Consider the following 24,260-nt stretch of genomic DNA (forward strand, 5'->3'; position numbering starts at 1 on the left):
GAATGGATGAGCCTGGTTTAGAGCATTGTTACCACTTGCTGCAGTCCGATTCTTTGCCAGGGCAAACCCTGGATCAGTGCCTGTAACTGCTCCGGGCTGATCGCCATACTTTCACCCTGGTGAACTTTAGCCCAGTGGAATTTCCCCTGTTCCAGCCGCCGGGCACACAGCCAGATACCCAGTCCATCATGCACCAGCACTTTCATACGATGGCCACGCTTATTACAGAACAGGTAAGCGCAATGCGGTTTGATGTAGCCAAAGGCTCTCAGCACCTGAGCCATGGCTGTATCCATCCCTGCACGCATGTCCATCGGCTGGGTAGACAACCAGATCTCATCAATACGAATCATTGAGTCAAACCCTGGATCAGCAACAGTAATTCAGTTACTGACTCCACCGGCCAGTCGATCTCGATCATCTGATCCCTTGCGGAACTTGGTGCCTCATGTAATGGAATCCTGATATGAGCGACAGCTTTCTTCTCTGGCACAGGTGGTAGAGGTGCTTCTTGTTTGACTGGAGTCGGGTGAAGAATGACCGGAAGAAAGTCAGTCTGTGGAATGGATGGGGTTTTTAATGCAGGGGGCATTGATCTGGACTGACGAATCCATTTATGTAGCAGATTGGCATTGATCTGATGTTGCATTGCTACCTTGGCCACTGATGTATCTGGCTGCTGGCATTGCTGAATAAGTTGATGTTTAAATTCAGCTGTGAAGGTTCGACGGGGCTTTTTTAGCGTTGGTGCACTGTCTATAACTGTCTTTAAATCCATAAATAGGTGTCCACTTAAATTTAAGTGGACACTATCGCGGTATTAATGAGTTAGAAAAAGTGGGGTTCAGCGGACGCTTACGCAAATCAGGGTCATGCCGAAGCTGCACAAGCTCTTAAATCAATGAAAAGTGAGTTAATTGCAAATAATTAACCCACTCCACAACTTAATAAAAAGGCAGTTATAAGCTGCCTTTTTTATTCATTTCTGCCTTGAAATAAACGCGAGTCCAAACCTATCGATCTAGGCCCACGTTAAAATATATGCAAAAAAAAGCCACCCGAAGGTAGCTCAGTTGGTAATAAAGACAATTTAGAATTTCAAGCGCAGGTTTTGCTCAACGCGCTCAATCAGAACCTTAGGTACATTTGATTGCACGGCGAGTGAAGTCCAACTTGAAACCGCCTCGATAACCTCTTCCAAAATCTGGCGAATACGCTGTTCATTAAAGATTGGACTTAGCTTCTCGAATGACAGGAAATCAGCCATTTCAAAATTGTCACGCTTTCCGTTAAGAGTCATCCAGTGTTGATCTACCCAAAAAGAGTTCGGCTTATAGCTATATGCCAAGTCATAAGCTGGTGCCAGTTTCCATTGATTATCTACAAGCATGTAGCCAAAGTTCTTTGAGTGGTCATCGTGGTTACGAGATACCACATTGAATACCATACGTCTAAACAACTGTTCTGCCTCGGCTGCAGTCAAACGCAAATGACGGTTCACGTTAAATATTTCTTCGTAAGAGAAAGAACCCGGTTTTTTATAATCCACATGCGCCAGGCCATTCAAGGATTGAATGTGAATCTTCTCATTCCCAACGCGATCAAAACGCTGCGTGATGAAATGTTGACGATCACCCTCTTGCAGCAACTTACAAGGCATCATTTCAATACCGCATTTTAAGGCCATTTGATGATAAACATACTCCATTGCGCCGTAGCCCATTGGATCACCAAAAGTTTCTTTATTGACGTTATGCTCACTCACACCATCAAACTTCATCAAGTAGTGCGTAAAGCCATCTGGAACATCTGTTTGACCTGAACGGACTTGGCTGTAATCCTCATTAAATGCAAGTACTGCTTTAGGGCGTGCGCCACCTGCACTTGTACCCACAGATAGAAGCGCAAGCATGGCATCCTTGTCTTCTGCACCATTATTATTAAGATCAACCTCTAAAGATGAACGAGTGTCTAATACATCTTGGGCGATTTTAATCAACTCAATAATTTCAACTTGCTGAGACGCATTAAAACCATTCATTGATTTCATAGGGTGATACTCTAATGCACCCATGCCGCGCTTACCTGTATATTTCAGGCGTTCTAATGGAGTGATAGAGTCAGGAGATCGACCGTTACGTGCTGTCCACGCATTTAAAATTCGATTACCAAAATCATCAGGTAGTGAGTCAGCAAACAAACCTGCCAAACCCTTGAATGTTTCAGGGTTTAATGTTGGGAATGTATAAACACCCTCTCCTAAAGGCATATACAACGGAGAAAGCTCGATACCACTGTCAAGAAATGATTTAGAGTATTCAAAGGCACTTGGCTGTCCCTCTGTATACGCCATAACCCCAACATCCATACCAAGATATTCAACGCTTACTGTATCTCTCACCATCCTAAATCATCCTTATTCGCAGTTAATATTTTCTTGTTGTTCGAGTTAGCCTTATGTTCACCCGAAGCCTTTTTACGCTCTTTACCTTGCAACTTATGGAGTTGAATTGGCGATATTGGTTGGGGCGGTAAAAACAGATCTATCTGGTCCCTCATGTTTAGAGCATCCAAATATGCGATCAGATTTTCCAGTGTGACTTTCCCTTTCTCAGCATTAATAATTGCGCGTCTCTCTAAGCCGGATATCTCAGATATCTCAACTTGAGTTAAATCTTTATTAAGCCGAGCCTGTTTGATACGCTCACCAATTTCTAATGCTTTTGCATGGCTTGAACTTGTAGATCTAAATCCCATTGTTTAATACCATTTTTTGTACCTAACGAGCATATTTTAGCACATTAGTACCATTTTGTGTACTAAACGAAGTTTGTATTTTAGACGGCTTTGTTGCACAAAGCTATTCTTGAAGGCTTCTTCAGTAATATAATTTCCAGATGAAGAAGCCTACACCTAAAATCTATCGTACAACCAATTGGTCCTCGTATAACCAAGCTTTAATCAAGCGAGGAAATATTTCAATCTGGTTTGATCCTAAGACGCAATGGTATGCACAACCACAAGGCAAGCAAGGACGAAATCAAACTTATTCCGATACAGCGATTCAATGCTGTTTAATGATCAAATCTCTATTCCGTCTTTCTTTACGTATGGTTACTGGCTTTGTTCAAAGCCTGATTAAACTCTGTGGCTTGAATTGGACAGCACCAGATTACTCCACCCTTTGTAGACGACAAAAGCATATTGATATTGCGATAAGCTATCAGAAAAGTCATGATGGGTTACACCTACTTGTCGACTCTACGGGTTTAAAGTTTTTAGGTGAAGGCGAATGGAAGCGTAAAAAACATCAGCCTGAATACCGTCGGCAATGGCGTAAACTGCATATTGGTATAGATGCTGAAACACTGCAAATACGTGCCGTTCAGCTTACTACAAATAATGTCAGTGATTCACAAGTACTAGGTGATTTACTGGATCAAATTCCACTAGATGAGCGAATAGATTCTGTCTATACCGATGGCGCGTACGACACGAAGTGCTGCAGAAAAGTGATTTCAGATCGTCAAGCACATGCAGTAATTCCACCCAGAAAGAATGCCAAGCCCTGGAAAGATTCTAAAATAAGTTCAATAGAACGAAATGAGTTACTTCAAACGGTTAAACATTTAGGCAGAACCCTATGGAAAAAATGGTCGGGTTATCACCGTCGTAGTTTGGTGGAAACCAAGATGCATTGCATCAAATTATTAGGTGATAGGCTGACGGCAAGACATTTTCAAAGTCAGGTCAATGAAATTCATGCGCGTGTGGCAGTTCTGAATAGATTTACGGAATTAGGTAGACCTCGCACCCAAGTTGTGTCTTAAATTTGAATGGATTGGGGAGAACTCAGCTTTTGAATGTTTATGCAACAAAGCCCATAATAACTATATTTTTGGAGTACGATTCAATGGGATTCAAACTCATACCAACCATAATTTCAGTATCACTTACCCTTATTATTTGGTTTCTCATTCCAATTCCGCAAGATGTTTCTGCAAATGCTTGGCTTCTATTTGCGATGTTTATTGGTGTTATTTCAGCCATTATTGGTAAAGCAATGCCTATTGGTGCAATTTCGATTATCGCGATAGCACTGGTCGCGATTACCCGAGTAACAGCAGATAACCCTAGCGATGCCATCAAAGATGCTTTAAGTGGCTTTGCTAACCCTCTTATTTGGTTGATTGGTATATCCATCATGATTTCAAAAGGGTTACAAAAAACAGGGCTAGGTGCACGACTAGGTTATTACTTTATTGCAGTTTGGGGTAAAAGAACCATTGGTATTGGCTATAGCCTTGCATTATCTGAACTCATTCTTGCACCTGTTACCCCAAGTAATACAGCACGTGGAGGCGGAATTATTCACCCTATCGTGCGCTCGATTGCAACGAGTTTTGACTCAGATCCAGAAAAAGGCACTGAAGGTAAAATTGGTAAATATCTTGCTTTGGTCAATTACCATTCAAATCCTATTACTTCTGCCATGTTTATTACGGCTACTGCACCCAACCCTTTAGTCGTTGAACTCATTGCGAAAGCGACCAATAGTCAAATCCATTTGAGTTGGACCACATGGGCATTAGCAATGGTTTTACCAGGTGTTGTTGCATTAGCATTTATGCCGATTGCGCTTTACTTTATGTACCCACCTGAAATTAAAAAAACACCAAATGCTGCACAATTTGCCAAAGACCGTTTACAAGAAATGGGTCCCATTACCTTACATGAAATGATTATGTTGGCTGTATTTGGAATTTTATTATTACTCTGGGCAGGTATTCCTGCCATGTTGTTGGGTGATATGTGGACTTTAGACCCAACTACAACCGCGTTTATTGGTTTATCACTCCTTCTGCTTACAGGAGTTTTAACTTGGGATGATGTCTTAACTCAAAAGAGTGCATGGGATACAGTAACTTGGTTTGCTGCATTGGTCATGATGGCGACCTTTTTAAATAAGCTCGGCTTAATCGCTTGGTTTTCTGGTGTTTTACAAACTAGCATTGGACAGCTTGGCTTAACGTGGGTTCCTGCTTCCATGCTTTTACTATTTGCTTATATGTACGCTCACTATATTTTTGCCAGTACTACTGCACATATTACCGCTATGTTTTCAGCATTCTACATTGCAGGTATCGCACTAGGTGCTCCTCCAATGTTCTTTGCACTGATTATGGCAGCAGCATCAAGCATTATGATGACGCTGACTCATTATGCGACAGGTACATCCCCTATTATTTATGGTTCAGGTTATACAACGCTTGGTGAATGGTGGAAAGCTGGTTTTGCTATGAGCATTATCAATATAGCTATTTTTATTGTATTGGGCGGACTTTGGTGGAAGATGCTGGGCTATTGGTAATTTAATATCTATAACAAAATTAAAATTTTATAAGTATAGTTATATCTATACAACCTGCCCCCTGAATAAGGGGGCTTTTTAATATCTGTCCATTACAGAAACTTCGTTATAATTTTACTCACTGAATAAAAATATATTTGATTAATTAGACTCGATGTCATAGACCCAATTATGCGCTTGCTTATCTGTTGTTGTTTCACAGACATAGTAGTCATGAGGCACTGTTGCAAATAGGCTGACATGATAAGCTAAATATCTTATTTATTTCGAGATACAGCAGATGAATCCCTTCCACGGTCGGCACTTTCAAGGTGAAATCATTCTTTGGGCTGTTCGTTGGTATTGTAAATATGGCATCAGCTATCGTGAACTTCAAGAAATGCTCGCTGAACGAGGCATAAATGTGGATCACAGTACAATTTATCGTTGGGTTCAGCGTTATGCTCCAGAAATGGAAAAACGGTTACGCTGGTATTGGCGTAATCCTACAGATTTACATTCATGGCATATGGATGAGACTTATATCAAAGTGAAGGGGCGATGGACTTACCTGTATCGTGCAGTTGATCAACGGGGTCATACGATTGACTTTTACCTTTCCGCTAGACGGAACAGTAAATCAGCCTATAGTTTTCTAGGAAAGATCTTCAATACGGTGAAAAAATGGCAAATTCCACGGGTCATCAATACAGATAAAGCAGCGACCTATGGCCATGCTTTATCACGATTAAAGCGAGAAGGAAAATGTCCAGTAGATATTGAGCACAGGCAGATTAAGTATAAAAATAATGTCATTGAATGTGATCATGGTAAGTTAAAGCGAATCATCAGGGCCACATTAGGATTCAAATCTATGAAGACGGCTTATGCCACAATTAAAGGTATTGAAGTCATGCGTGCACTACGTAAAGGACAAGCATCGTCATTTTATTATGGTCAGCCTCAGGGTGAAGTGTGTCTAATCAACAGGGTTTTCGGTCTCTAAGCACTTTTTAAAGGGAACATCATCGACTCAAATTCTATTTGCAACAGTGCCAAAACGACTGCTATTTCCTTTACTGCGGCAGGCAATAATTTTGAATTAGCACTGGCTGTAGCGATTGCCACTTTTGGATTAGCTTCACCTGTAGCTTTCACAACAGTGATTGGACCGCTTGTTGAAGTGCCTGTATTGATTGCCTTAGTGACAGTTTCGCTATGGCTTAGAAAAAAAGTTTTTAAAGAAGTATGAATCAAAAGAGTATTTAGATTTCCTAAAATTAACATAATACACCTTATACAAAACTAAAAATGGGAGCTTTAAGCTCCCATTTTTGCTGAGTTTTTCAATTTTTAGGTAGTAGCCTAGGCTTCAATAAATTACGCACCTAAACGCATTAACTTTTCTTGAATCGCATCACTGACAAAGGCATTTAGAGAATTACTTGATGCTAAAACCGCCTTACGGTGCAATTCAGGGCTAATACGGACATTAAAAGTGCCTTTGAATGGTTGATCAGGAGATTTTCCTAGTTCAGCACATGATTCTAAATAGCCGTCTACAGATTCCTGAAAAGCTTTCTCAAGGGCTTTTAAAGTTTCCGCTTCATAGGTGATAAGATCACGAATAAAAGCAAGTTTTCCAAATAACTCACCTGTTTCAAGATCAGGCTCAATTGTTCCGAGATAACCTTTGTATTTTAAATAGCTCATAAAAATCCCTCCTGCTTGAGTGCCTGTTTTACAGCTTTCAATGCCCCACCTTTGATTTCATTTTCAGGGTGTGGTCTATGCAGTAAAATCATATGTTCAGTTTTTTCATTAAAAAACCGAACACGAGAGCCTGCCATTTCAAATTTTTCATAGCCGAGCTGGCTCAGTAAAACGACTAAATCTTTATATGGAAACGTATTTTTTGAATTTCCAAATTTTTCCAATAACTTTTCCGTTTTACCCATATTTTAGCCCTACTCAGTTACGACTAAGTATAGTCCCCTGAAATTAAAAAATGCAACTGAATTTAGTTGCATTTCATATAACAACCATTATGTTAAATGGAATATAAAAAACAGTTGACATAAATACATTGTGTGCAATTATATTGCACACAATGTATTTATTTAAAGGTAATCAAAATGAGTAATCTTTATTCTACCCAGGTTAAAGCAATCGGTGGACGTTCAGGAAATATTCGTAGTGAAGATGGTATCTTAGAACTAAAATTGGCTTTGCCAAAAGAATTAGGTGGTAAAGGTGATGCAACGAATCCTGAACAATTATTTGCAGCTGGCTATGCTGCATGCTTTGGAAATGCAGTGATCCATGTAACTCGTAGCAATAAAGAATATAAAATCCGTGATAACGATGTAGAGGTCCTGAGTACTGTTGGAATGGTTGCTAATGGCAATGGTGGATTTGCCTTGACAGTACACTTAGATGTCACGCTTTCAGGTATTTCACAAGCTGATGCAGAGAAAATCGTGGAACAAACGCATCAAGTATGTCCTTATTCCAATGCTATTCGAGGTAATATACAGGTGTCTACCACTGTCTATACCAAATAAAAAGCTATGTCCAAGAATCAGCTTTGCTTAGATGAGCAACTATGTTTTCCTATTTATGCTGCATCTAATTTAATCGTAAAAGCTTATCGCCCTTTTCTTACACCTCTCGGACTCACTTATCCTCAATATTTAGTGATGTTGGTTTTGTGGGAAAAAGAATGTGTAAGTGTGGGTGATCTTGGACAAATTTTACATCTTGATAGTGGAACATTAACCCCACTATTAAAAAGAATGGAGACATCTGGTCTAATTAATCGATCACGTGATCCTAATGATGAAAGACGAGTTCTTATTTCATTAAAAGATAAAGGGCGAGACTTATCTGCTGAAGCAGAAAAGATTCCTAAAGAGCTTACCAAGAACATTGAGTTTGATAACTTAAATCAATTACGAGATGAATTAAAAGTATTAGTTAATCTATTATCAGAAAGAATTTGAGACCTCTTAATATCTGATAATGGAAGCCTGAACCGTACCGGGTTTGTCGGAGACTTTTTATTTAAGTTAGGCCACCTGACCTAACGGGTTAATCTTATCATAGTACATTGCTTCAAACTCAAAAGGCGATACATAACCCAGTGCACTGTGTACACGCTTTTTGTTGAACCAATCTACCCAGTTTAGTGTCGCAAGTTGTACATCTGCTAAACCTTGCCAATCTGCTTTTAAATATTCAATCACCTCTGTTTTGTATAAGCCATTCACTGTTTCAGCCAGAGCATTATCGTATGAGTCACCCGTTGTACCGACTGATGCTCGTAAATTTGCAGCTTCTAAACGATTGGTATAGCGAATAGAAAGATATTGAACACCTCTATCGGAATGATGAATCACATTCTTTGGCATACCTCGGTCATGCAATGCTTGCTCCAGCGCATCAAGCACCATATCTGTATTCATACGTGTTGATACTTTCCAGCGGCTTTGTTGCATAAATATGTAAGCATCTGATTTAAATAAATTTAATTTTGGATCAAAAAATAATCAAAACTTTTAAAATCATATAGTTATGAAATCTTTGTGCAACAAAGCCAAACTCAGATAAAAGTCTAAATATTACCCACATGAAATAACAATACAATACGATGTCATAAAAATGTCATGAAGCAGTCACAGAATACTTAATTGAATAAAATTAAATTCTTAGCCTTCTTGCAGAATTAATTAACCTCTTTCAAAGGCTTTAAAAGAATTTTTATTAGCTTCCTTCAGCGCTGCAATCTAACTTTATAAGAGCCATAAATGACTGCTTTAAATGTGCCTTCAAATTCTTCCATACATACATTAAAAACTTATATTAATCGGGACCTTTCCTTACTTGAATTTCATAAGCGAGTATTGGCACAGGCGAAAGATACTGAATATCCTTTACTTGAACGACTCAATTTTTTAATTATTTTTTCAAGTAATCTGGATGAATTTTTTCAAATACGAGTTGCCAGTTTAATGCAACAAATTGAACTTTCAGATCATGCTAGAACTCATCCAGATGACTTACTACTCTCAGATATAGTCACCACCATTTCCAAACTTGCACACGAAGCTGTCGAAGAACAGTATAAAATTCTTAATTATAATCTCTTACCACAACTGCAAGGACATGGCGTTCATTTCATTCAGTATGGTGACATCCTTGAAAAACATAAAGAATGGATTAAAAATTATTTTCATCATGAAGTTCAACCTGTGGTCACGCCTATCAGTCTAGACCCCGCACACCCTTTTCCTCGTTTAGCCAATAAAAGCTTAAATTTTATTGTCACTTTGGAAGGCAACGATGCCTTTGGACGAAAAATTAATTTAGCGATTGTTCCAGCACCACGATCATTACCTAGATTAGTGAAGTTACCTAAAAATATTTCTGGTGAGGATGAACACTACATTCTACTTTCAGCCATTATTCAGCAACATCTTCATGAATTATTTCCAGGGGTGACCACCACTGGATGTTATCAATTTCGGGTCACACGTAATGCAGATTTAACTATCTCAGAAGATGTTGAAGACTTAGCAATTGCCTTAAAAGATGAACTATCCTCACGACGCTTTGGTCGGGCTGTAAGACTTGAGGTGACTAAAAATTGCCCTGAAAATATTATTGATTATTTACTTGGACAATTTGATCTTAAGCAAGAGCAACTCTATCGTATTGATGGCCCGCTTAATCTGGCGCGCTTTATATCGAACTTTAATTTGCCTGAGTTACGTTTTCCTTCCCATGTACAAAAATTACCGAAAGTGTTGTATGGGAAAAAATCCATATTTGAGGTATTAAAAACCGAAGATGTTTTATTACATCACCCTTTTCACTCTTTTGCTCCGGTCATTAAGCTACTGAAAGAGGCAGCCCGTGATCCACATGTGTTAGCCATAAAACAAACCCTTTATCGTAGTGGTGTAGATTCTGAAATTGTGCAAGTCCTTGCTGAAGCAGCACGAAATGGTAAGGAAGTCACAGCAGTGATTGAATTACGTGCTCGCTTTGATGAGGAGTCAAATATCGAAGTTGCCAATCTATTACAAGAAGCTGGGGCGGTTGTTGTATATGGGATCGTTGGTTATAAAACCCACGCCAAAATGATTCTGATCGTGCGTCGTGAAGTAGACAAGATTAAACGTTATGTTCATTTAGGCACAGGTAACTATCATGCAATGAATGCCAAAATCTATACTGATTATGGACTACTGACCAGTGATGCTGATATTTGTGAAGATGTCCATAAAGTCTTCCAGGAGCTCACAGGTATGGGGAAAATGGTCAAATTGAAAAAACTTTTTCATGCACCATTTACTCTGCATTCTCAATTGATTGAACTCATTGAAAATGAAACTGAAAATAGCAAAGCGGGCAAAAAAGCGCAGATTATTATTAAAGTCAACGCCTTAACTGAATCTCAACTAATTGATGCTCTGTATAGAGCGTCTCAAGCGGGCGTTCAAATCGATTTGATTATCCGTTCAATTTGCTGCTTACGCCCACAAGTGAAAGGACTTTCTGAAAATATTCGAGTCCGCTCAATTGTGGGACGTTTTTTAGAACATACCCGGGTTTATTATTTTTACCATCAGGGTGAAAGTAAACTTTTTTGCGCCAGTGCAGATTGGATGGGGCGTAATTTATTCTCTCGCATCGAGACCTGTTTCCCAATCGAAGATAAAAAACTTCGTAAACAAATTCTGGAAGAGGGCTTAATGAATTATCTTCAAGATAATCGGCGTGCATGGGAATTACAAGCCGATGGTACCTGGATACAATGTCAGGCTGGCAATGGACAGGCAGTCCATATTGCCCAGCAACAATTAATGAATCAAATTATTTAACGAAAAATTTCAAGTCATTGTATAAATGACAATCATTTGCAATGATTTAAACTTATTTTAACTAAACTGTAACAATACAACCCTAAAGTAAAAATCAAGTGGGAATGAGTCAATTACATGAATGATATCAGTGTTAAAAAGATCAACAAATTAATTGAACAGTTCGAAGAAGAAGGCAATAAAACACAAGCGCTTGAAATAGGTTATAAAACATATGCCATGCTTATGTCTGATCAGAAATTTGCTGATAAAGTGACAAAATCAGCAGAAAATTCTGAAGAGCGACTTTATAAATCGATAAAAATAAAACTTATTCCTGAGAAACATCATTTTAAAATAAAGTAAGAAGTACCAAACAGAGGTGGTCCCACTTGTTTGAAATGTTTTAAGATTTTATCTTGTGTATATAGAAATCGTCGTAAAAGATTAAACCTGCGGTTTAATTTACTTGCTGGCATATACAATTTAGATTGGGTGAAAGATAAACAATTAAATTGATTGAAAAATGATTTATGAAGGAAGTCTATTATATTTCTCTTTAAAGTATGAACATAACAATGATATGTTCGTCATATTGTAGTTTCCTCATCAGGAGTTTTATTATGGGCAGCACCAAAAAACAAGCGAAATTAGCGGCTATTGATATAGGTATTTCACAAGATGATCGCGTCAAGATTGTCAAAGGATTATCTCGATTACTCGCTGACAGTTACACACTCTATCTGATGACTCATAATTTTCACTGGAACGTCACTGGTCCACAGTTTAACAGCTTACACAATATGTTCATGGATCAATATACCGAGCAGTGGAATGCGCTCGATGTGATTGCAGAGCGTATTCGTGCCTTAGGTTTCCCAGCTCCGGGTACTTACAAGCAATTTGTAGAATTAGCCTCAATTCAGGAAGTGGAAGGTGTACCCCAAGCGAATGAAATGATCCTGTTGCTTGTTAATGCACATGAAGCTGTCGCGCGAACTGCAAGAAGTTTATTTGACGTTGTAGATGCAGCTAATGATCAGCCTACGGCAGATGTTTTAACTCAACGACTTGATATTCATGAAAAAACCGCATGGATGTTAAGAAGTCTTTTAGAATAAGATTACTCCATAAGTGTCCATATAAAATGAACAATCTATAAGTAAGTTAATATGGACATAAAAATAATAAATTTGATATGAAGAATCACTATTATCTTTTTCTACTTTTTTCAATCTCCGTTTTTACTCATGCTCAAGAACTAGACTTCATTCAATATTCAGATATTTCATCAATTCCTCAAATTGTTTTGAATCCAAAAATCCAAACAGAACTTCAAACATTGTTAAAGCATGATTATCTAAAATTTCAATCTAATTTTGACAATTACTCAGCGCCATATTTACTGAAAACAGATGAGGCGCTGTATTATGAAGGTCGGTCTGGAAGCAGTTTAGATGCTTCATCCGCGATTGTGTTTAAAGATGGGCGATTGTTTGCTGCAATATATTTTTCCAATACCAAGACTTTAAAATACTTTAGCAACGATGCCAGTTGCTCAGAACAGTTACATCCTGCGATTCAAGTTTTTGCTCAGCAGCGTGAAATTCAAGGTATTGAATATGCAACAGCTAGAGCCAATACCGCTTTAAAATATAATTTTGGCCCCGCTTCAAAATGTGAAACCTATTTTAAAAAATTAGAAAGATAGCTGAGCTTAAATGCTAATCTAAGATTTTAATATCATGAATTATTTATATTTTATTCACATTAATGTCATTTTTGATTTTTACCATAGAGCCTATTCTACAATGATGCTTATGAACAATGAAAAAAACACCACTAACTTTAGCTTTATTGGCTTCGACAATTTTCTTAACGGCATGTACTGATGATGGGGACAATGGTCAAAATGGATTGAATAGTTTGATTCAACAGATGCCTTTAGTACTTGGAAATGATGATTGCTGGAGTGCTGGAACACGTATTGAAAGCGGTTTGGATAAAAATCAAAATGGTGAGCTGGATGCGAATGAAATCCAGCAAAGCTCCATCCAGTGTGGTCCAAACTTATTTGCCCAAGGGGTTGCATTGCCTTACCAAAACTTAACAAGCTTTAAGGCGAATGGAACAACTATTGCGAGTGCATTTACACTTCGACAGGGTGGCTTTGGCTCTGATGTTGCTGCCCATCCTACGAACAATAAACAATTTTACGCAATCACAGATCGTGGCCCAAATGCTGACTATAATGATGGCGTGAATGGTGCTGGTAAGATTTTTCCAATGCCAGACTATGTACCTAAAATTGGGTTATTTGAGGTACAAGATGATGGCTCAATCAAACTCATCAAAACGATTTTATTAAAAGATCGTGATGGAAATAATATTAGTGGATTACCGAATACTGCTGCACTAGGTGGTACAGGCGAAACACCTTACGATATTCATGGCAAGGTCATTGCTAAAGATCCATCAAAGCCTTATGACCCAATCACGAACCCTATCAAACTTGATGATTACGGTCTCGATTCTGAAGGTTTGGCAGCATTGAATGATGGTACATTCTGGGTAAGTGATGAATATGGTCCTCACATTGTGCACTATGATGCCAATGGAAAAGAAATTGGTCGTATTAATCCTTTTGTAAATGATGTGCGCAATACCTTCACTTTACCACAAGAATTTAGTTATCGTCGTGCCAACCGTGGTATGGAAGGCTTAACTATTACACCTGACCAAAAAACATTGGTTGGGATTATGCAATCGACAATGGACTTACCGACCAAAGCTGTTAATAAATCAACCTTAACACGTATTGTGACGATCAATCTCGAAACAGGCAAAGTTGCTCAGTATCTCTATCGTCAAGAAATTGATGCTAACTCAAACTCAGCTATTATTGCGATTAATGATCATGAGTTTTTAGTACTGGAACGTGATGGCAAATTCCTTAAAGACGATCCGAATATCATGAAACATGTTTATCGTATTGATCTGAAGGATGCTACCAATTTGGAGGATATCGCAACTCAGGGCGATCTAGTACAAGATCCTAAACTTGGTTTAACGATTGCAGGTAAAACCCTCGAGCAATATTTCATCAATAACGATAAAAAATGGGAAGCATTACAAGCACTAAATATTCAACCAGCAAGTAAAACATTGGTATTGGATATGGGTAAACGTGTAAGTTATGCACATGACAAAATGGAAGGTTTATGGTTGATTAACCGACAAACCCTTGGAATTGTGAATGATGATGACATGGGGCTTTGGACAACCAATGGTTTAGAGCAAAAGTATTTGGATAATGTGCGCATGCGTGTCGATACACCGACCTTATATATTGCCGATAAGTTAAATCTTTTTAACCCATAACCATAAAAAAAGCCCAAAAGCCAAAACTTTTGGGCTTTTTTATTCAATTTTTATCAAGGGGGAAAATGAAAATAAATCAATTGACTGTAATGACTTTTCTGGCAATTACAGTGTTACCATCGCTAAGTTATGCATCTCCGAAAGTCACCTCTCGCGAATACAAAGTACTATTAGATGCCATGAATTTTAATTATGGTAATGAAGCAAGTAACATAAATAGCTATTTTACAGTTGCTAAAACTGCGATTGAAAATCAAATCAGTCGAAATGTCACTGGTGCTATGACTTTTGATACACAACGAGAAATCCGCTTTTACGATACTCAAGGAAGCTGTACGCTAAAAAATATGGGATACAGCTTCAGAGAACGTATTGAAAATGGTACAAAAGAAGTAACTCTAAAATATCGTGGATATGACCACTATATTGCTGACTTCAAAGATTTGACCAGTAATGTATCAGGCGCGAAAACAAAACTAGAAGATGACATTACTCGTAAAGATAATTTGAGTTTTCTTGTAGTTGCAAGCAAGTCCACAACCGTACCAACCTCACGAACCATTAACGATTTTGAGGATATTAATATCCTATTTTCAGGTTTTAAGAATGATTATAATTTTAGTAATAGTCAAGTTTTGAACCAAGTTAGTAGTTTAACCATCTATGAACGTAAATATGCTGGTGCAACGATTGATTTAGGCGAATTCGATGCCGATTTAGAGTTAAGTTTGTGGTACACCCAAATGTGAACCGTACCGGGTTTGTCGGAGAGTCAATATTCTGAGAGACTATCCCGATGACAAAATTAAAATATACCCCTGAAATCAGAGAAAGAGCGGTTCAATTATTGATTGAATCCGAAAAAGATTATCCATCGAATTGGGCAGCAGTTTCCGCAATTGCTCCTAAAATTGGCTGTACTCCTGAAACACTACGTGTTTGGTATCAAAAATATTTAGATCAAAAAAATCCTGTCAAAGTACAAGATATCTGATCAAGAAAAAATGAAGGGTAATCCCCACTGCTGTCCCACAATTTTTCACAAGAGGAAGCTCATTTGAGCTTCCTCTTGTTTTATGGGTATTTTATCGGGTGAAAATAAAGCTTTTAAAGTTCTTCTTTCAAACAAATTCACTTGAATTATTCTGAGTAAACGTTGAACTGTCCAACCTGTTTTCCCTAAATGTTGAGCGAAACTCACCAATAAATAGGCGATCATCGCAATCCAGATTTGTGTCTGAATTGCGTTCCTGCTGCGGCCTAGAAACGCTTTTAATTTGAGATTCTGCTTAATCGCCTTAAAGAACAGCTCAACTTTCCAACGATCTTTATAAATCGCCGCAATGGTGGAGGCGGCTAAATGAAAGTTATTGCTGAGAAAGCTAAAGTGCTTGCCACTTTGCTGATCTCTATATTCAATTCTTCTTAACACTGGGGCTTTTCTTTTTAGGGCATGTGCGCTATTCAGCTGAATGGTTTCATCTTTTAGAATACCTTTGGATTCAAGCACTGGATGTTGCTGGATCACCTGATACACAGATTTAGGCCTAAAACGTGTAACAAATCCAATGTTTTGAGCGGTCAGATTTGCATACCATTGGTAATCGACATAGCCTTTATCAAAAACTACAATGCTGCCAGCAGGAAACTGGAATTTGCGGCCTTGTACCATGTCATTTTCTTTGCCATTTTCAACTGCAACAAACTCAGGAATATCATTGCTGTGATTCAATCCTATGCTGAGTTTCATGCTGGCTTTTGAGTCATGAACTTTGGCCCATTCACATAAGGAAAGCGACAGGTCAATATGACTGGCATCCAAGGAATATAATGGATTCTTAAAGCGAAATTTATGGGCTACTTTTGAGTGTTCATAGTATTTAAGCAACTTGTGAAAGAGCTGTTGGTACAAGGCAGCGGGCTGCTGCTCATTGATTCGTGCCAGTGTACTTCGGGGAATAGACTTTGCTCCGAAATGACTCAGTTTTTCCTGTTGGCACTCCAGATTGGATTGAATATCTCTCAGACTTTGCCTGCAGGAAAGTTGAGACATCAAGATGGCAATAAACTGATCCCATCTTGAAGCCGCTCTAAATTTCTGTCCAACATGGTGTACTTTAGCAAGTTGCTCAAAATCCTGTCGCACGACGGGTTTAATAAGCTGATGAAATACGGTATTCTGAGTAAGCGTCCGCTGAACCCCATGTCTATTTTTTAATTTGAGTTGGATTTCCAGCGGTGTGGTAGCAATTCTTCTATTTGGGTCACTTTATGGGTCGGCAATCTTTTCAGCACATCACTTAAATAGGCATACGGATCCAGCCCATTCAGCTTTGCTGACTGGATTAAAGTCATGATGTTTGCCGCTCGCTGACCACTACGCAGCGAACCTGCAAATAACCAGTTCTTACGTCCCAACGCCCAAGGCCGCACCTGGTTTTCCACCCAATTATTGCAAATCGGTAGATTGCCATCATCCAGATAGCGGCTTAAAGCTGGCCAACGCTTCAGAGTGTAATTGATGGCCTTGGCGGTTGGAGAACTCGATGGCACCGTCAGTTGATGCTGGTTGAGCCATTCATACAGTTGTTGCATCACCGGTTGACTATGCTGTTGTCGGTATTCGCGGCGCTGTTCTGCTGTACCATCGGTCTTTCTCCTGAGTTCTGCTTCTATGGCATACAGTTTCTGAATCAGCACTAAGGCCTGTTCAGCGACCTGACTTTTCTTGGTCACATGCAGTTCATGGAATTTACGACGAGCATGCGCCATGCAGCCCACCTCAATGACTTGGCCTGATTTAAAGCGTGCTTTATAACCACTGTAATCATCACAGACCAGATGGCCCTGCCAGTCTTTCAGGAACGCTTCAGCATGCTGGCCTGAACGACTATCCTGAAAGTCATAAATCACGGCTTGAATTGGATTATATTGGGTTGTTGCATAGGCCCAGACATAACCTTTCTTCGGTTTTTTCTCATCATCACTCATCCGCATGATGGTGACCGGCGTTTCATCAGCATGGATCACCCGCTGTTGCAGCACCACCTCTTTTAAAGCATTGGCCAGAGGTTCCAGTTCTACACCGCAGCGACCTATCCAGTCAGATAAAGTTGATCTAGAAAGCTCGATTCCCGCCCGCTGATAGATCAGACGTTGACGGTACAGCGGTAAATGATCTGCGTATTTCGAGACCAACACATGGCTAAGCAGTTCAGGACTGGCAATACCTTTATCAATCACATAGGCGGGCATCGCTTGCTGAGTCAGGGTGTCACACTGATCACAGACCCATTTGCCACGCACATGCTGTTCCTTATAGAACTGTGCCGGTCTGAAATGTAGTTTTTCACTGATATCTTCGCCGATACGACGCAAGGTGCAGCCACAAGCACATTGGGTTGATGTTGGTTCATGCTCGATACGGATGGTGTGTAGATGATCGGGCAGCAGTCGACGTTTAGGTTTGTTGACTGTGGCTTTGTGTGTCGCTGCATCAGTTTTATCTGCATTCAGCCGTTCCAGTTCCAGATCAACAGCGGCAATATCTTCTTCGACCGCTTCATCCCACAGATGGATTTGTTTTGCGGTGAGATGTTCGTTTTTACTGCCAAATTTGTGCTGTTTAAATAGTGCGAGCTCATGCTCGTATTTTTGATTGAGAATGGAAAGATGTTGAACTTTGGCATCCAATTGCTGGTTTGATTTTTCTAATTCTTGATTTGATTGTGCCAAAGACTGATGCTGCATTGCCAACTGCCGGGTAAATTCCAGCAGTTGTTCATGGGTCAGTTGGCTTAAATCAGGCAGTGTATTCATGACCGCAGTATGCCTGAGGTCATGAAGAGAATGAAATAGAACGTTTGGAGAATAGCAGAATGGACCAAGCTAGTTTAGAGCATTGTGACCACTTGCTGTCGTCCAATGCGCTGCCAAGGCAAACCCTGGATCAGTGCCTGTAACTGTTCTGGGCTGAGGGCTACGCTTTCACCCTGGTGAACTTTAGCCCAGTGAAATTTTCCCTGTTCCAACCGCCGGGCACACAGCCAGATCCCCAGTCCATCATGTACCAGCACTTTCATGCGATGGCCACGTTTATTACAGAACAGGTAAGCACAATGCGGTTTGATGTAGCCAAAGGCTCTCACCACCTGAGCCATGGCCGTATCCATTCCTGCACGCATGTCCATGGGCTGGGTAGACAACCAGATTTCATCGATACGGATCATGTTGTAAGTGCCTTGAGTAATTCTGCTAAAGCAGATATTTCTGATACTTGCCATTTCAAGCCAATTTCTGCTTTTGAGTGGGGTAAAGTAATTTGAACCGTTAACATGCCAGTAGGGATAGGATCTAATGGTGCGGAGCAAGATAAGGCAATAAATGCAGGTTTATTCGGTAGTAGTGAGCGATCATTCCCTGGCTTAGCATCAATTAAGCGAATCCATTTGGATACAAGATTTGTATTCAATCCATGTTGCAAAGCGACCGAAGCAATTGAAACCTCCGATGCTTTACACGCCTGAACGATCTGCTGTTTAAATTCAGCACTATATGTTCTTCGTTTTATCGTAAGAGATGCGATGGATGTCTGGTTATTTGTAGTCATAAATTTAAGTTCCCACTTGTTTTTAAGTGAGGACTAAATTAAGGCTTATAGGACGAATTCATAAGGTGTGTTTAGCGGACGCTTACTATTCTGATGTGACAAAACCTGAATCCTGGTCGTTAAAGTGTTTGTTTGCACTCATATTTTAACGATTTGGACTCAGGTTTTTTATTTAAATCAAACTATGGGACAGCAGTGGGGTAATCCCCCCTAAAAATACTAGCTCTTTAAAAGAGGCAGTATTATGCTTTTACAACATGGTATTTAAACTTGAGAAACTGAATTTAAAACAATCTACTGTAACTCTTCCAGACAGATATGAAATTAATCCACCCCTAACCCTTTAAACACCGCATCCACCGGATCTGCATAAAAGCTGGTCTGGAACTTGGTAAACAGTTCCACAGGAATCGTTGGGATATCTGCCGCACTACTCATTGGCAAAGCAACCTTCTTGGCACCCGCATCAAAAGCAACTTGCAGACATTCGGCAATACTTTCCACCGGTGTCACAGAACCACCCAAGCTCATATCACCCAGTACCACCATCTGACTTTGAACCGATCGTCCTAAGAGGCCAGAAGCGAAAGCCACTAAACTTGGCAGAGCAAGATGGCTGAGCGGGCCGGTATTCTGTAATTCAACCACATGTAAGTGGAAGTCATGTTCCATCACCTTACTACCACCCGATATTCTGGATGCATTGGCCTTGAAGTAGTCAAATGCGATCTTGACCTGCTCCTTGGCACTGCTTGAATTCCATAAGCCTGACGTCGCCAGCTTTCCTGAACCTTTGGTGACTTGAAGTTCTAAGCGGTATAACCCCGGCATGCCTTTATTACTGAGCCCGATGGTATATAAGAAACCTGGCTTGGCTGGACCTTCTGGAATCAGTCCGCCACCACCCTGCTCTTTGACGGAAACAAAGTGCTCTTCTAGTGTGTCATTGTCGATATAGCTAAAATGCACATCATAGAATTCCATCCCCCCAATTTTTTTCAGCTGTTCTTTGACCCGACGGCGCACCTGCAGCGCATATTCCAGGCATTGCCGTACATCTTCTTTGTTAAATTGACCATGTGGGTAGAGCAGCTTCATCAATCCAGAAACCGTCTTGCGAACGGCGATCACATCACGCTGATTCAGGTTGTTACCGAGCTTGAAGTACTTCTCAATCGAGTCTGCAAAGCTACGCTTACGCATTTCCCGGAAGAATTCAGCCAGATAATCAACGATCAATCCATAACGGTTGGTGAAGAACTCCGGGCGCATCTTCGGAATTTCCCAGCCGGGGATATAAGCATGAAAACGATCGAAGAATGCCGAATCGATCATGGCTTCAGGGAAAGGTGCCAAGAGATGGCTGGTTTTTACCAACGATTCGACGCTTTGGTTAATATTACCCACAAAAACCATCGAAGCTGAGGCTTCCATCTGTTCACGACCACGGGCAAAAGATCCTGAGGCCATGTAATCTTTCATGATCTGTACACCATCTTTGTCCTTAAAGGAAATACCGGCGACTTCATCAAAAGCTACCACATCCCATAAGCCCACCAGACCAATACGGCGGCTACTCATGTTATAGAACAGGTTGGCGACAGTCGTTTGCCCACCGGAGACTAAAATACTATTCGGTGAACACTCTTTGTAAATATGGCTTTTCCCGGTACCGCGTGGTCCCAGTTCACAGACGTTATAGTTATTTTCAACGAACGGAACCATACGCGCTAATAGGTGCCATTGCACGTCCTCTTTTAACGAAGCCGGTTCCATGCCGATCGAACGGATTAAACTCTCGCGCCACTGATCAGTGCTTAATGCTGCTCTGCCACTGAAGAGTTCATCCATATTCATATTCGGCATTTGAATCGGCTTGAGTAAACTCACCCCAAATGGAGAACTAGTCTGTCCTTCTTCAAAATAATAACTGAGCGTAGCAATGACCCAGATACCACCGACCAGCAGCTTTTCATACTCTTTGACGATGCCTGCCGAGATCTCTGCATCTTTGATGCCCAGATTACTAAATGATGCTTCATATTTGTCCTTACGCTCATTCAGCTTTACGGTCACCCGATCAATGACCTTATAACTGCCACGCTCACGAACCAGGGATTTCACCTTCTCAGCTTCATCAGGTCGTACATAGTTCTCTGCCAGCACGGTCTTTACGTTACGTAGTCCCTGTTCAATGATCTCGGGGTCATCCGAGGCACAATACATCCCTAGCAGGTATTCGAGTACATAGACCGGGACATTGGCCCCTTCTTTGATCAGTTTGGTCAGATCCTTGCGTACCACCCGCCCAGCAAAGTGTTCATTCAGCAGCTGATCCAGTTCTTTATCGTTAGCAGATTCCATGTAGGCTACGCTCTATCGTTAATTCGTTATCAGAAGAAGTCATCGGTAAATGCCAGATCAATGGTGACCTTATAGCGCTGCATTTCGATATTCAGGTCTTTGTCCTTCAGTACCAGGAAGTAATCTTTCTTACGGTCAAAATCAGTGCCAGACAATGACAGTCTGACCTGTTTGACCCGATCGGCAACAGAGTCGGTACTGCTATCAAAAGTCAAAGTTTCTTCACTGGAAACTTTGAGATCTCCATCATAAATGGCAATGGATAAAGTCACTGGCATGACCAGCTCACTGACAGCTTCAGTTTGCATCAAATCAAACTTCTGGATGTTATTGACCATCTTCAGCGTGGATTTGGTAGAAATGACCTCAACTTTACGCTTGGTGCGCTGTCCAGCCTTTTCACCACGTAGCTGTTTTACCATCAGTACCGGCACCACGATTTCCTGAGGCATGATACCGCCATGTACGAAACGTGAGCCTCCTACAAAATGGAAACGGTTCGCCCCTTTTGGAATCCAGAAATCAGTCGCAGATAATGTGCCTGCCGTAGCTTGGGTTGAGCCTTTCCAGGCTTCCTTGCTCTCTGGTAAACCATGCCCAATCACATAGCGTTTTTTGCTCTTCAATGTATTGGTAGGTTTTTCAGTCAAGCTTGAACGATCCGCAGATTCCAGTTTACTTTGCTGGAACAAGAAGCCATGGTCGGCTGTAATCAACAGGGTGGAAATATTGAAGTGCATTAAAATTTTACGGCTGAGTTCAGTCAGCTCTTCAATAGCATGTTCCACCGCCATAAAGGTTTCTGATTCTGTCGAGGCGCTGTCACCGCGTGCATCAATCACGTTGTGATAAACGTAAATCAGCTCATGGTCTTTCAGTGCTTCACGACCTTCATCACGTGACCAGCCTTTTACCATTTCAGCGGTGACTGCCAGACCATTATAGGCCGCCAGAATTTTGGATCGTGCTGCAGTCCCTTTGCTGGACTGCCCATCTACTAAAACATCATCCCCTGCGGCCTCTTTGTACTCCAAAGTCTGATGCGGCAACAACGAGGCCATGCCAAGTGTGGTGTAACTTGGGACAACGCCCAGCTGTGAAGACAAGGTCGCTTCAGAATAACGCTTTTCATTAATACGATCACGCAGCTCTACTGCAGCTTCATAGCGGAAAGCATCACTGATGATCACTACAATACGGCGTTTAGTTGCAGAACCCAGTAAGGATCTGACGTGGGTATCGTAGAAGTTCTGCTGATTTGGGATATCTGCCACTTTCCAGACATTCAAGCGTTGCTCAGCTTCTACACGCTCGCCCCAGTTGCGTGCCAAGTGGTCAATAAACCAGTAGGAATAGCAATTTTCGACTTCTTCATCGAGTTTTTTCAGGATATCGACATGAGCGCGTTGAGAAGCAGCACTGTAGTGGCGATAGGCCATATCAAAGCGATACAACTCCTGCTCGTAGGCTTTATACAAGGCTTCGCTGGAGTCGAAATAGAACCCAGAATCAAACTGCAGTCGCAGACTGAACAGCTCAATCGCTGCCTGCAACGCTGTATAGACGGTACGGTATTTACGGCGGGTTGCATCGTCCTTATGTTTGGACGCCCAATAGCCATCCAGACGGGTAGAAATAACCGTTCTAAAATGTTCCAGTTCAGCTTTGGCTGCTGCAGGGATCTGGCTGGCCAGATCGACAATGATCTTTTGTTCAATCACTTCAAAAGTCATGACATCCAGCAGCTGCTCCAGATCAAAGGCCCCGACCTTCTCCTGGATCCGCAGTGCATTTGCCACGGTCTGGGAGAGTGTATCGAAGGTTGGGTAGTATTTAGAACTGTCTCTCCAGCGTGACAAGAAGGCTCTGGCCGTTGCACGGGAGCTGACAGATGACATCACCAGTTCCTGAGCCCATAGCGGTATATCGCCCAGGCTTTCACAGAAACCTGTAGTCATCAAACGGATAAAGAACGTACCGAGCTTGAATGGTGCTTCCCCATTCAGTTCCTCAACCGATGCTGGATAACCAATTTCCGCCTGTAATGCTGTGACTAAAGCCGGTACCAGTTGGAACTTTTCCAGTTCAGCAAAGGAGTCTGGATTCACTTCCAGACCCAGATTCTGCTGTACCATTTCATCTGCCAGTGCCAGAACGATATGCATCAGCTCTGCACTGTCGGCCTTGACCACAGCCGCAATCATGGCCATATCCAGATCCTGTGCATCTGCATCAGGCTGGATATAGCGTTTCAATGTACTCAGACGCGCTTTGGCTTTGAGGAACTCTTCACGTTTGGCCAGATGTTCTCTTAAACTTTGTTGTTGTAAACCGAGCTCATTGAAAATAATCGAGAAACGATCGGCATAGAAGCTGCGTGAATACAGCTTGATGTCCAGTAACCAGTCTTTTTCGGTTTCAGGCTCAGGGCTTGGGAAATACAGCAAGTATTTGCCCTGCTGGTCTTCCAGTTCCAGTTTAAGCTTGATCGCAAGGCTGGATTCTTCTGCCATATTTAAAATATGGACATCATTTAGCTCTAGGGCTTTGATTTCTTCAGTAAATGACTGTTCTGCATCGTACCAAAAGACAATTCGATGGTTCTCATGAAAGAAAGCCTGTTCCAGACCTTGTTGTAGTTGACTTAAATTCATGCAACGACCTCATCAAGGTCTAGTACCGGAGAAAAAAC

General features: G+C 40.9%; 23 protein-coding genes and 3 pseudogenes. 13 read left to right on the forward strand and 13 right to left on the reverse strand.

Annotation, left to right across the window (positions count from 1 at the left end):
• Positions 1-17: 17 nt before the first annotated feature.
• From tnpB (HUK62_RS18160) to HUK62_RS18175, 4 genes are all read right to left on the reverse strand, one after another.
• Complete coding sequence (gene tnpB, locus HUK62_RS18160) at positions 18-353, reverse strand: IS66 family insertion sequence element accessory protein TnpB (protein WP_000618090.1); 336 nt, start codon at positions 351-353, stop codon at positions 18-20.
• On the reverse strand, positions 350-778 hold the full coding sequence (locus tag HUK62_RS18165; protein WP_000364662.1) for a transposase: 429 nt from the start codon (positions 776-778) through the stop codon (positions 350-352). Before HUK62_RS18165 ends, tnpB (HUK62_RS18160) begins: the two co-directional genes overlap by 4 nt.
• A gap of 312 nt (positions 779-1,090) precedes the next feature.
• Positions 1,091-2,404, reverse strand: coding sequence for a type II toxin-antitoxin system HipA family toxin (locus HUK62_RS18170; RefSeq protein WP_110975972.1), 1,314 nt, complete (start codon positions 2,402-2,404; stop codon positions 1,091-1,093).
• Positions 2,398-2,757: a helix-turn-helix transcriptional regulator gene (locus HUK62_RS18175; protein WP_110975971.1), complete on the reverse strand. Its 360-nt coding sequence runs from the start codon at positions 2,755-2,757 to the stop codon at positions 2,398-2,400. The genes HUK62_RS18170 and HUK62_RS18175 overlap by 7 nt, the downstream gene beginning before the upstream one ends.
• Before the next feature lie 140 nt (positions 2,758-2,897).
• Here HUK62_RS18175 and HUK62_RS18180 point away from each other — a divergent pair, with 140 nt between their 5' ends.
• The 4 genes and pseudogenes from HUK62_RS18180 to HUK62_RS18195 form a co-directional block, all read left to right on the forward strand.
• The gene (locus tag HUK62_RS18180) at positions 2,898-3,830 is read left to right on the forward strand and encodes an IS5-like element ISAha3 family transposase (protein ID WP_004812228.1); all 933 of its coding nucleotides are present in this window, start codon (positions 2,898-2,900) and stop codon (positions 3,828-3,830) included.
• Between the two features lie 83 nt (positions 3,831-3,913).
• Positions 3,914-5,371: a DASS family sodium-coupled anion symporter gene (locus tag HUK62_RS18185; RefSeq protein WP_004695721.1), complete on the forward strand. Its 1,458-nt coding sequence runs from the start codon at positions 3,914-3,916 to the stop codon at positions 5,369-5,371.
• 280 nt (positions 5,372-5,651) lie between these two features.
• Positions 5,652-6,356 carry an IS6-like element IS1008 family transposase gene (locus HUK62_RS18190; RefSeq protein WP_001067783.1) on the forward strand — a complete coding sequence of 235 codons (705 nt, stop codon included), beginning with the start codon at positions 5,652-5,654 and terminating at the stop codon, positions 6,354-6,356.
• A 51-nt stretch (positions 6,357-6,407) separates the two neighbouring features.
• Positions 6,408-6,602 (forward strand): annotated as a pseudogene (locus tag HUK62_RS18195) (arsenical-resistance protein); the annotation flags it as partial.
• Between the two features lie 128 nt (positions 6,603-6,730).
• Here the strand turns inward: HUK62_RS18195 and HUK62_RS18200 are convergent.
• Both HUK62_RS18200 and HUK62_RS18205 read right to left on the reverse strand, forming a co-directional pair.
• Complete coding sequence (locus HUK62_RS18200; protein WP_004812232.1) at positions 6,731-7,063, reverse strand: type II toxin-antitoxin system HicB family antitoxin; 333 nt, start codon at positions 7,061-7,063, stop codon at positions 6,731-6,733.
• A complete protein-coding gene (locus HUK62_RS18205; RefSeq protein WP_004812233.1) occupies positions 7,060-7,308 on the reverse strand; it encodes a type II toxin-antitoxin system HicA family toxin in 249 nt (82 codons plus the stop codon). The genes HUK62_RS18200 and HUK62_RS18205 overlap by 4 nt, the downstream gene beginning before the upstream one ends.
• A gap of 177 nt (positions 7,309-7,485) precedes the next feature.
• Here HUK62_RS18205 and HUK62_RS18210 point away from each other — a divergent pair, with 177 nt between their 5' ends.
• Together HUK62_RS18210 and HUK62_RS18215 are read left to right on the forward strand one after the other, a co-directional pair.
• Positions 7,486-7,914: an organic hydroperoxide resistance protein gene (locus HUK62_RS18210; RefSeq protein ID WP_004786455.1), complete on the forward strand. Its 429-nt coding sequence runs from the start codon at positions 7,486-7,488 to the stop codon at positions 7,912-7,914.
• 6 nt (positions 7,915-7,920) lie between these two features.
• Positions 7,921-8,352 carry a MarR family transcriptional regulator gene (locus HUK62_RS18215; protein WP_000042163.1) on the forward strand — a complete coding sequence of 144 codons (432 nt, stop codon included), beginning with the start codon at positions 7,921-7,923 and terminating at the stop codon, positions 8,350-8,352.
• Positions 8,353-8,418: 66 nt separating this feature from the next.
• Here the strand turns inward: HUK62_RS18215 and HUK62_RS18220 are convergent.
• Positions 8,419-8,832: pseudogene (locus tag HUK62_RS18220) on the reverse strand (integrase core domain-containing protein); the annotation flags it as partial.
• A 324-nt stretch (positions 8,833-9,156) separates the two neighbouring features.
• Here HUK62_RS18220 and ppk1 point away from each other — a divergent pair.
• From ppk1 to HUK62_RS18255, 7 genes and pseudogenes are all read left to right on the forward strand, one after another.
• Entirely contained in the window at positions 9,157-11,235 is a 2,079-nt protein-coding gene (gene ppk1, locus HUK62_RS18225; protein ID WP_110975974.1) for a polyphosphate kinase 1, read from the forward strand.
• A 117-nt stretch (positions 11,236-11,352) separates the two neighbouring features.
• Entirely contained in the window at positions 11,353-11,580 is a 228-nt protein-coding gene (locus HUK62_RS18230) for a hypothetical protein (protein ID WP_004646177.1), read from the forward strand.
• A gap of 257 nt (positions 11,581-11,837) precedes the next feature.
• Positions 11,838-12,335: a Dps family protein gene (locus HUK62_RS18235; protein WP_176538597.1), complete on the forward strand. Its 498-nt coding sequence runs from the start codon at positions 11,838-11,840 to the stop codon at positions 12,333-12,335.
• A gap of 77 nt (positions 12,336-12,412) precedes the next feature.
• Complete coding sequence (locus HUK62_RS18240) at positions 12,413-12,925, forward strand: hypothetical protein (protein ID WP_068889170.1); 513 nt, start codon at positions 12,413-12,415, stop codon at positions 12,923-12,925.
• Between the two features lie 116 nt (positions 12,926-13,041).
• Positions 13,042-14,595, forward strand: coding sequence for an esterase-like activity of phytase family protein (locus tag HUK62_RS18245; RefSeq protein WP_176538598.1), 1,554 nt, complete (start codon positions 13,042-13,044; stop codon positions 14,593-14,595).
• A 65-nt stretch (positions 14,596-14,660) separates the two neighbouring features.
• Positions 14,661-15,344, forward strand: coding sequence for a hypothetical protein (locus HUK62_RS18250; protein ID WP_228723780.1), 684 nt, complete (start codon positions 14,661-14,663; stop codon positions 15,342-15,344).
• Positions 15,345-15,391: 47 nt separating this feature from the next.
• A pseudogene (locus HUK62_RS18255) lies at positions 15,392-15,605 on the forward strand (transposase); the annotation flags it as partial.
• A gap of 29 nt (positions 15,606-15,634) precedes the next feature.
• Here HUK62_RS18255 and HUK62_RS18260 read toward each other — a convergent pair.
• The 6 genes from HUK62_RS18260 to pglZ all read right to left on the reverse strand — a co-directional run bounded on the left by HUK62_RS18260 (position 15,635) and on the right by pglZ (position 24,222).
• Positions 15,635-16,825 carry an IS4-like element ISAbe18 family transposase gene (locus HUK62_RS18260; RefSeq protein ID WP_176538608.1) on the reverse strand — a complete coding sequence of 397 codons (1,191 nt, stop codon included), beginning with the start codon at positions 16,823-16,825 and terminating at the stop codon, positions 15,635-15,637.
• On the reverse strand, positions 16,810-18,414 hold the full coding sequence (locus HUK62_RS18265; RefSeq protein WP_176536789.1) for an IS66 family transposase: 1,605 nt from the start codon (positions 18,412-18,414) through the stop codon (positions 16,810-16,812). The genes HUK62_RS18260 and HUK62_RS18265 overlap by 16 nt, the downstream gene beginning before the upstream one ends.
• 74 nt (positions 18,415-18,488) lie before the next feature.
• Positions 18,489-18,824: an IS66 family insertion sequence element accessory protein TnpB gene (gene tnpB, locus HUK62_RS18270; RefSeq protein WP_004642106.1), complete on the reverse strand. Its 336-nt coding sequence runs from the start codon at positions 18,822-18,824 to the stop codon at positions 18,489-18,491.
• Positions 18,821-19,204 carry a transposase gene (locus HUK62_RS18275; protein ID WP_043974824.1) on the reverse strand — a complete coding sequence of 128 codons (384 nt, stop codon included), beginning with the start codon at positions 19,202-19,204 and terminating at the stop codon, positions 18,821-18,823. Before HUK62_RS18275 ends, tnpB (HUK62_RS18270) begins: the two co-directional genes overlap by 4 nt.
• A gap of 324 nt (positions 19,205-19,528) precedes the next feature.
• Entirely contained in the window at positions 19,529-21,568 is a 2,040-nt protein-coding gene (gene brxL / locus HUK62_RS18280; RefSeq protein ID WP_078390060.1) for a protease Lon-related BREX system protein BrxL, read from the reverse strand.
• A 29-nt stretch (positions 21,569-21,597) separates the two neighbouring features.
• Positions 21,598-24,222 carry a BREX-1 system phosphatase PglZ type A gene (gene pglZ / locus HUK62_RS18285; RefSeq protein WP_176538599.1) on the reverse strand — a complete coding sequence of 875 codons (2,625 nt, stop codon included), beginning with the start codon at positions 24,220-24,222 and terminating at the stop codon, positions 21,598-21,600.
• Between the last annotated feature and the right edge of the window lie 38 nt (positions 24,223-24,260).

Origin of the sequence: Acinetobacter sp. NEB 394 (assembly GCF_013374795.1) — a bacterium.
Taxonomy (GTDB): Bacteria; Pseudomonadota; Gammaproteobacteria; order Pseudomonadales; family Moraxellaceae; genus Acinetobacter; species Acinetobacter johnsonii.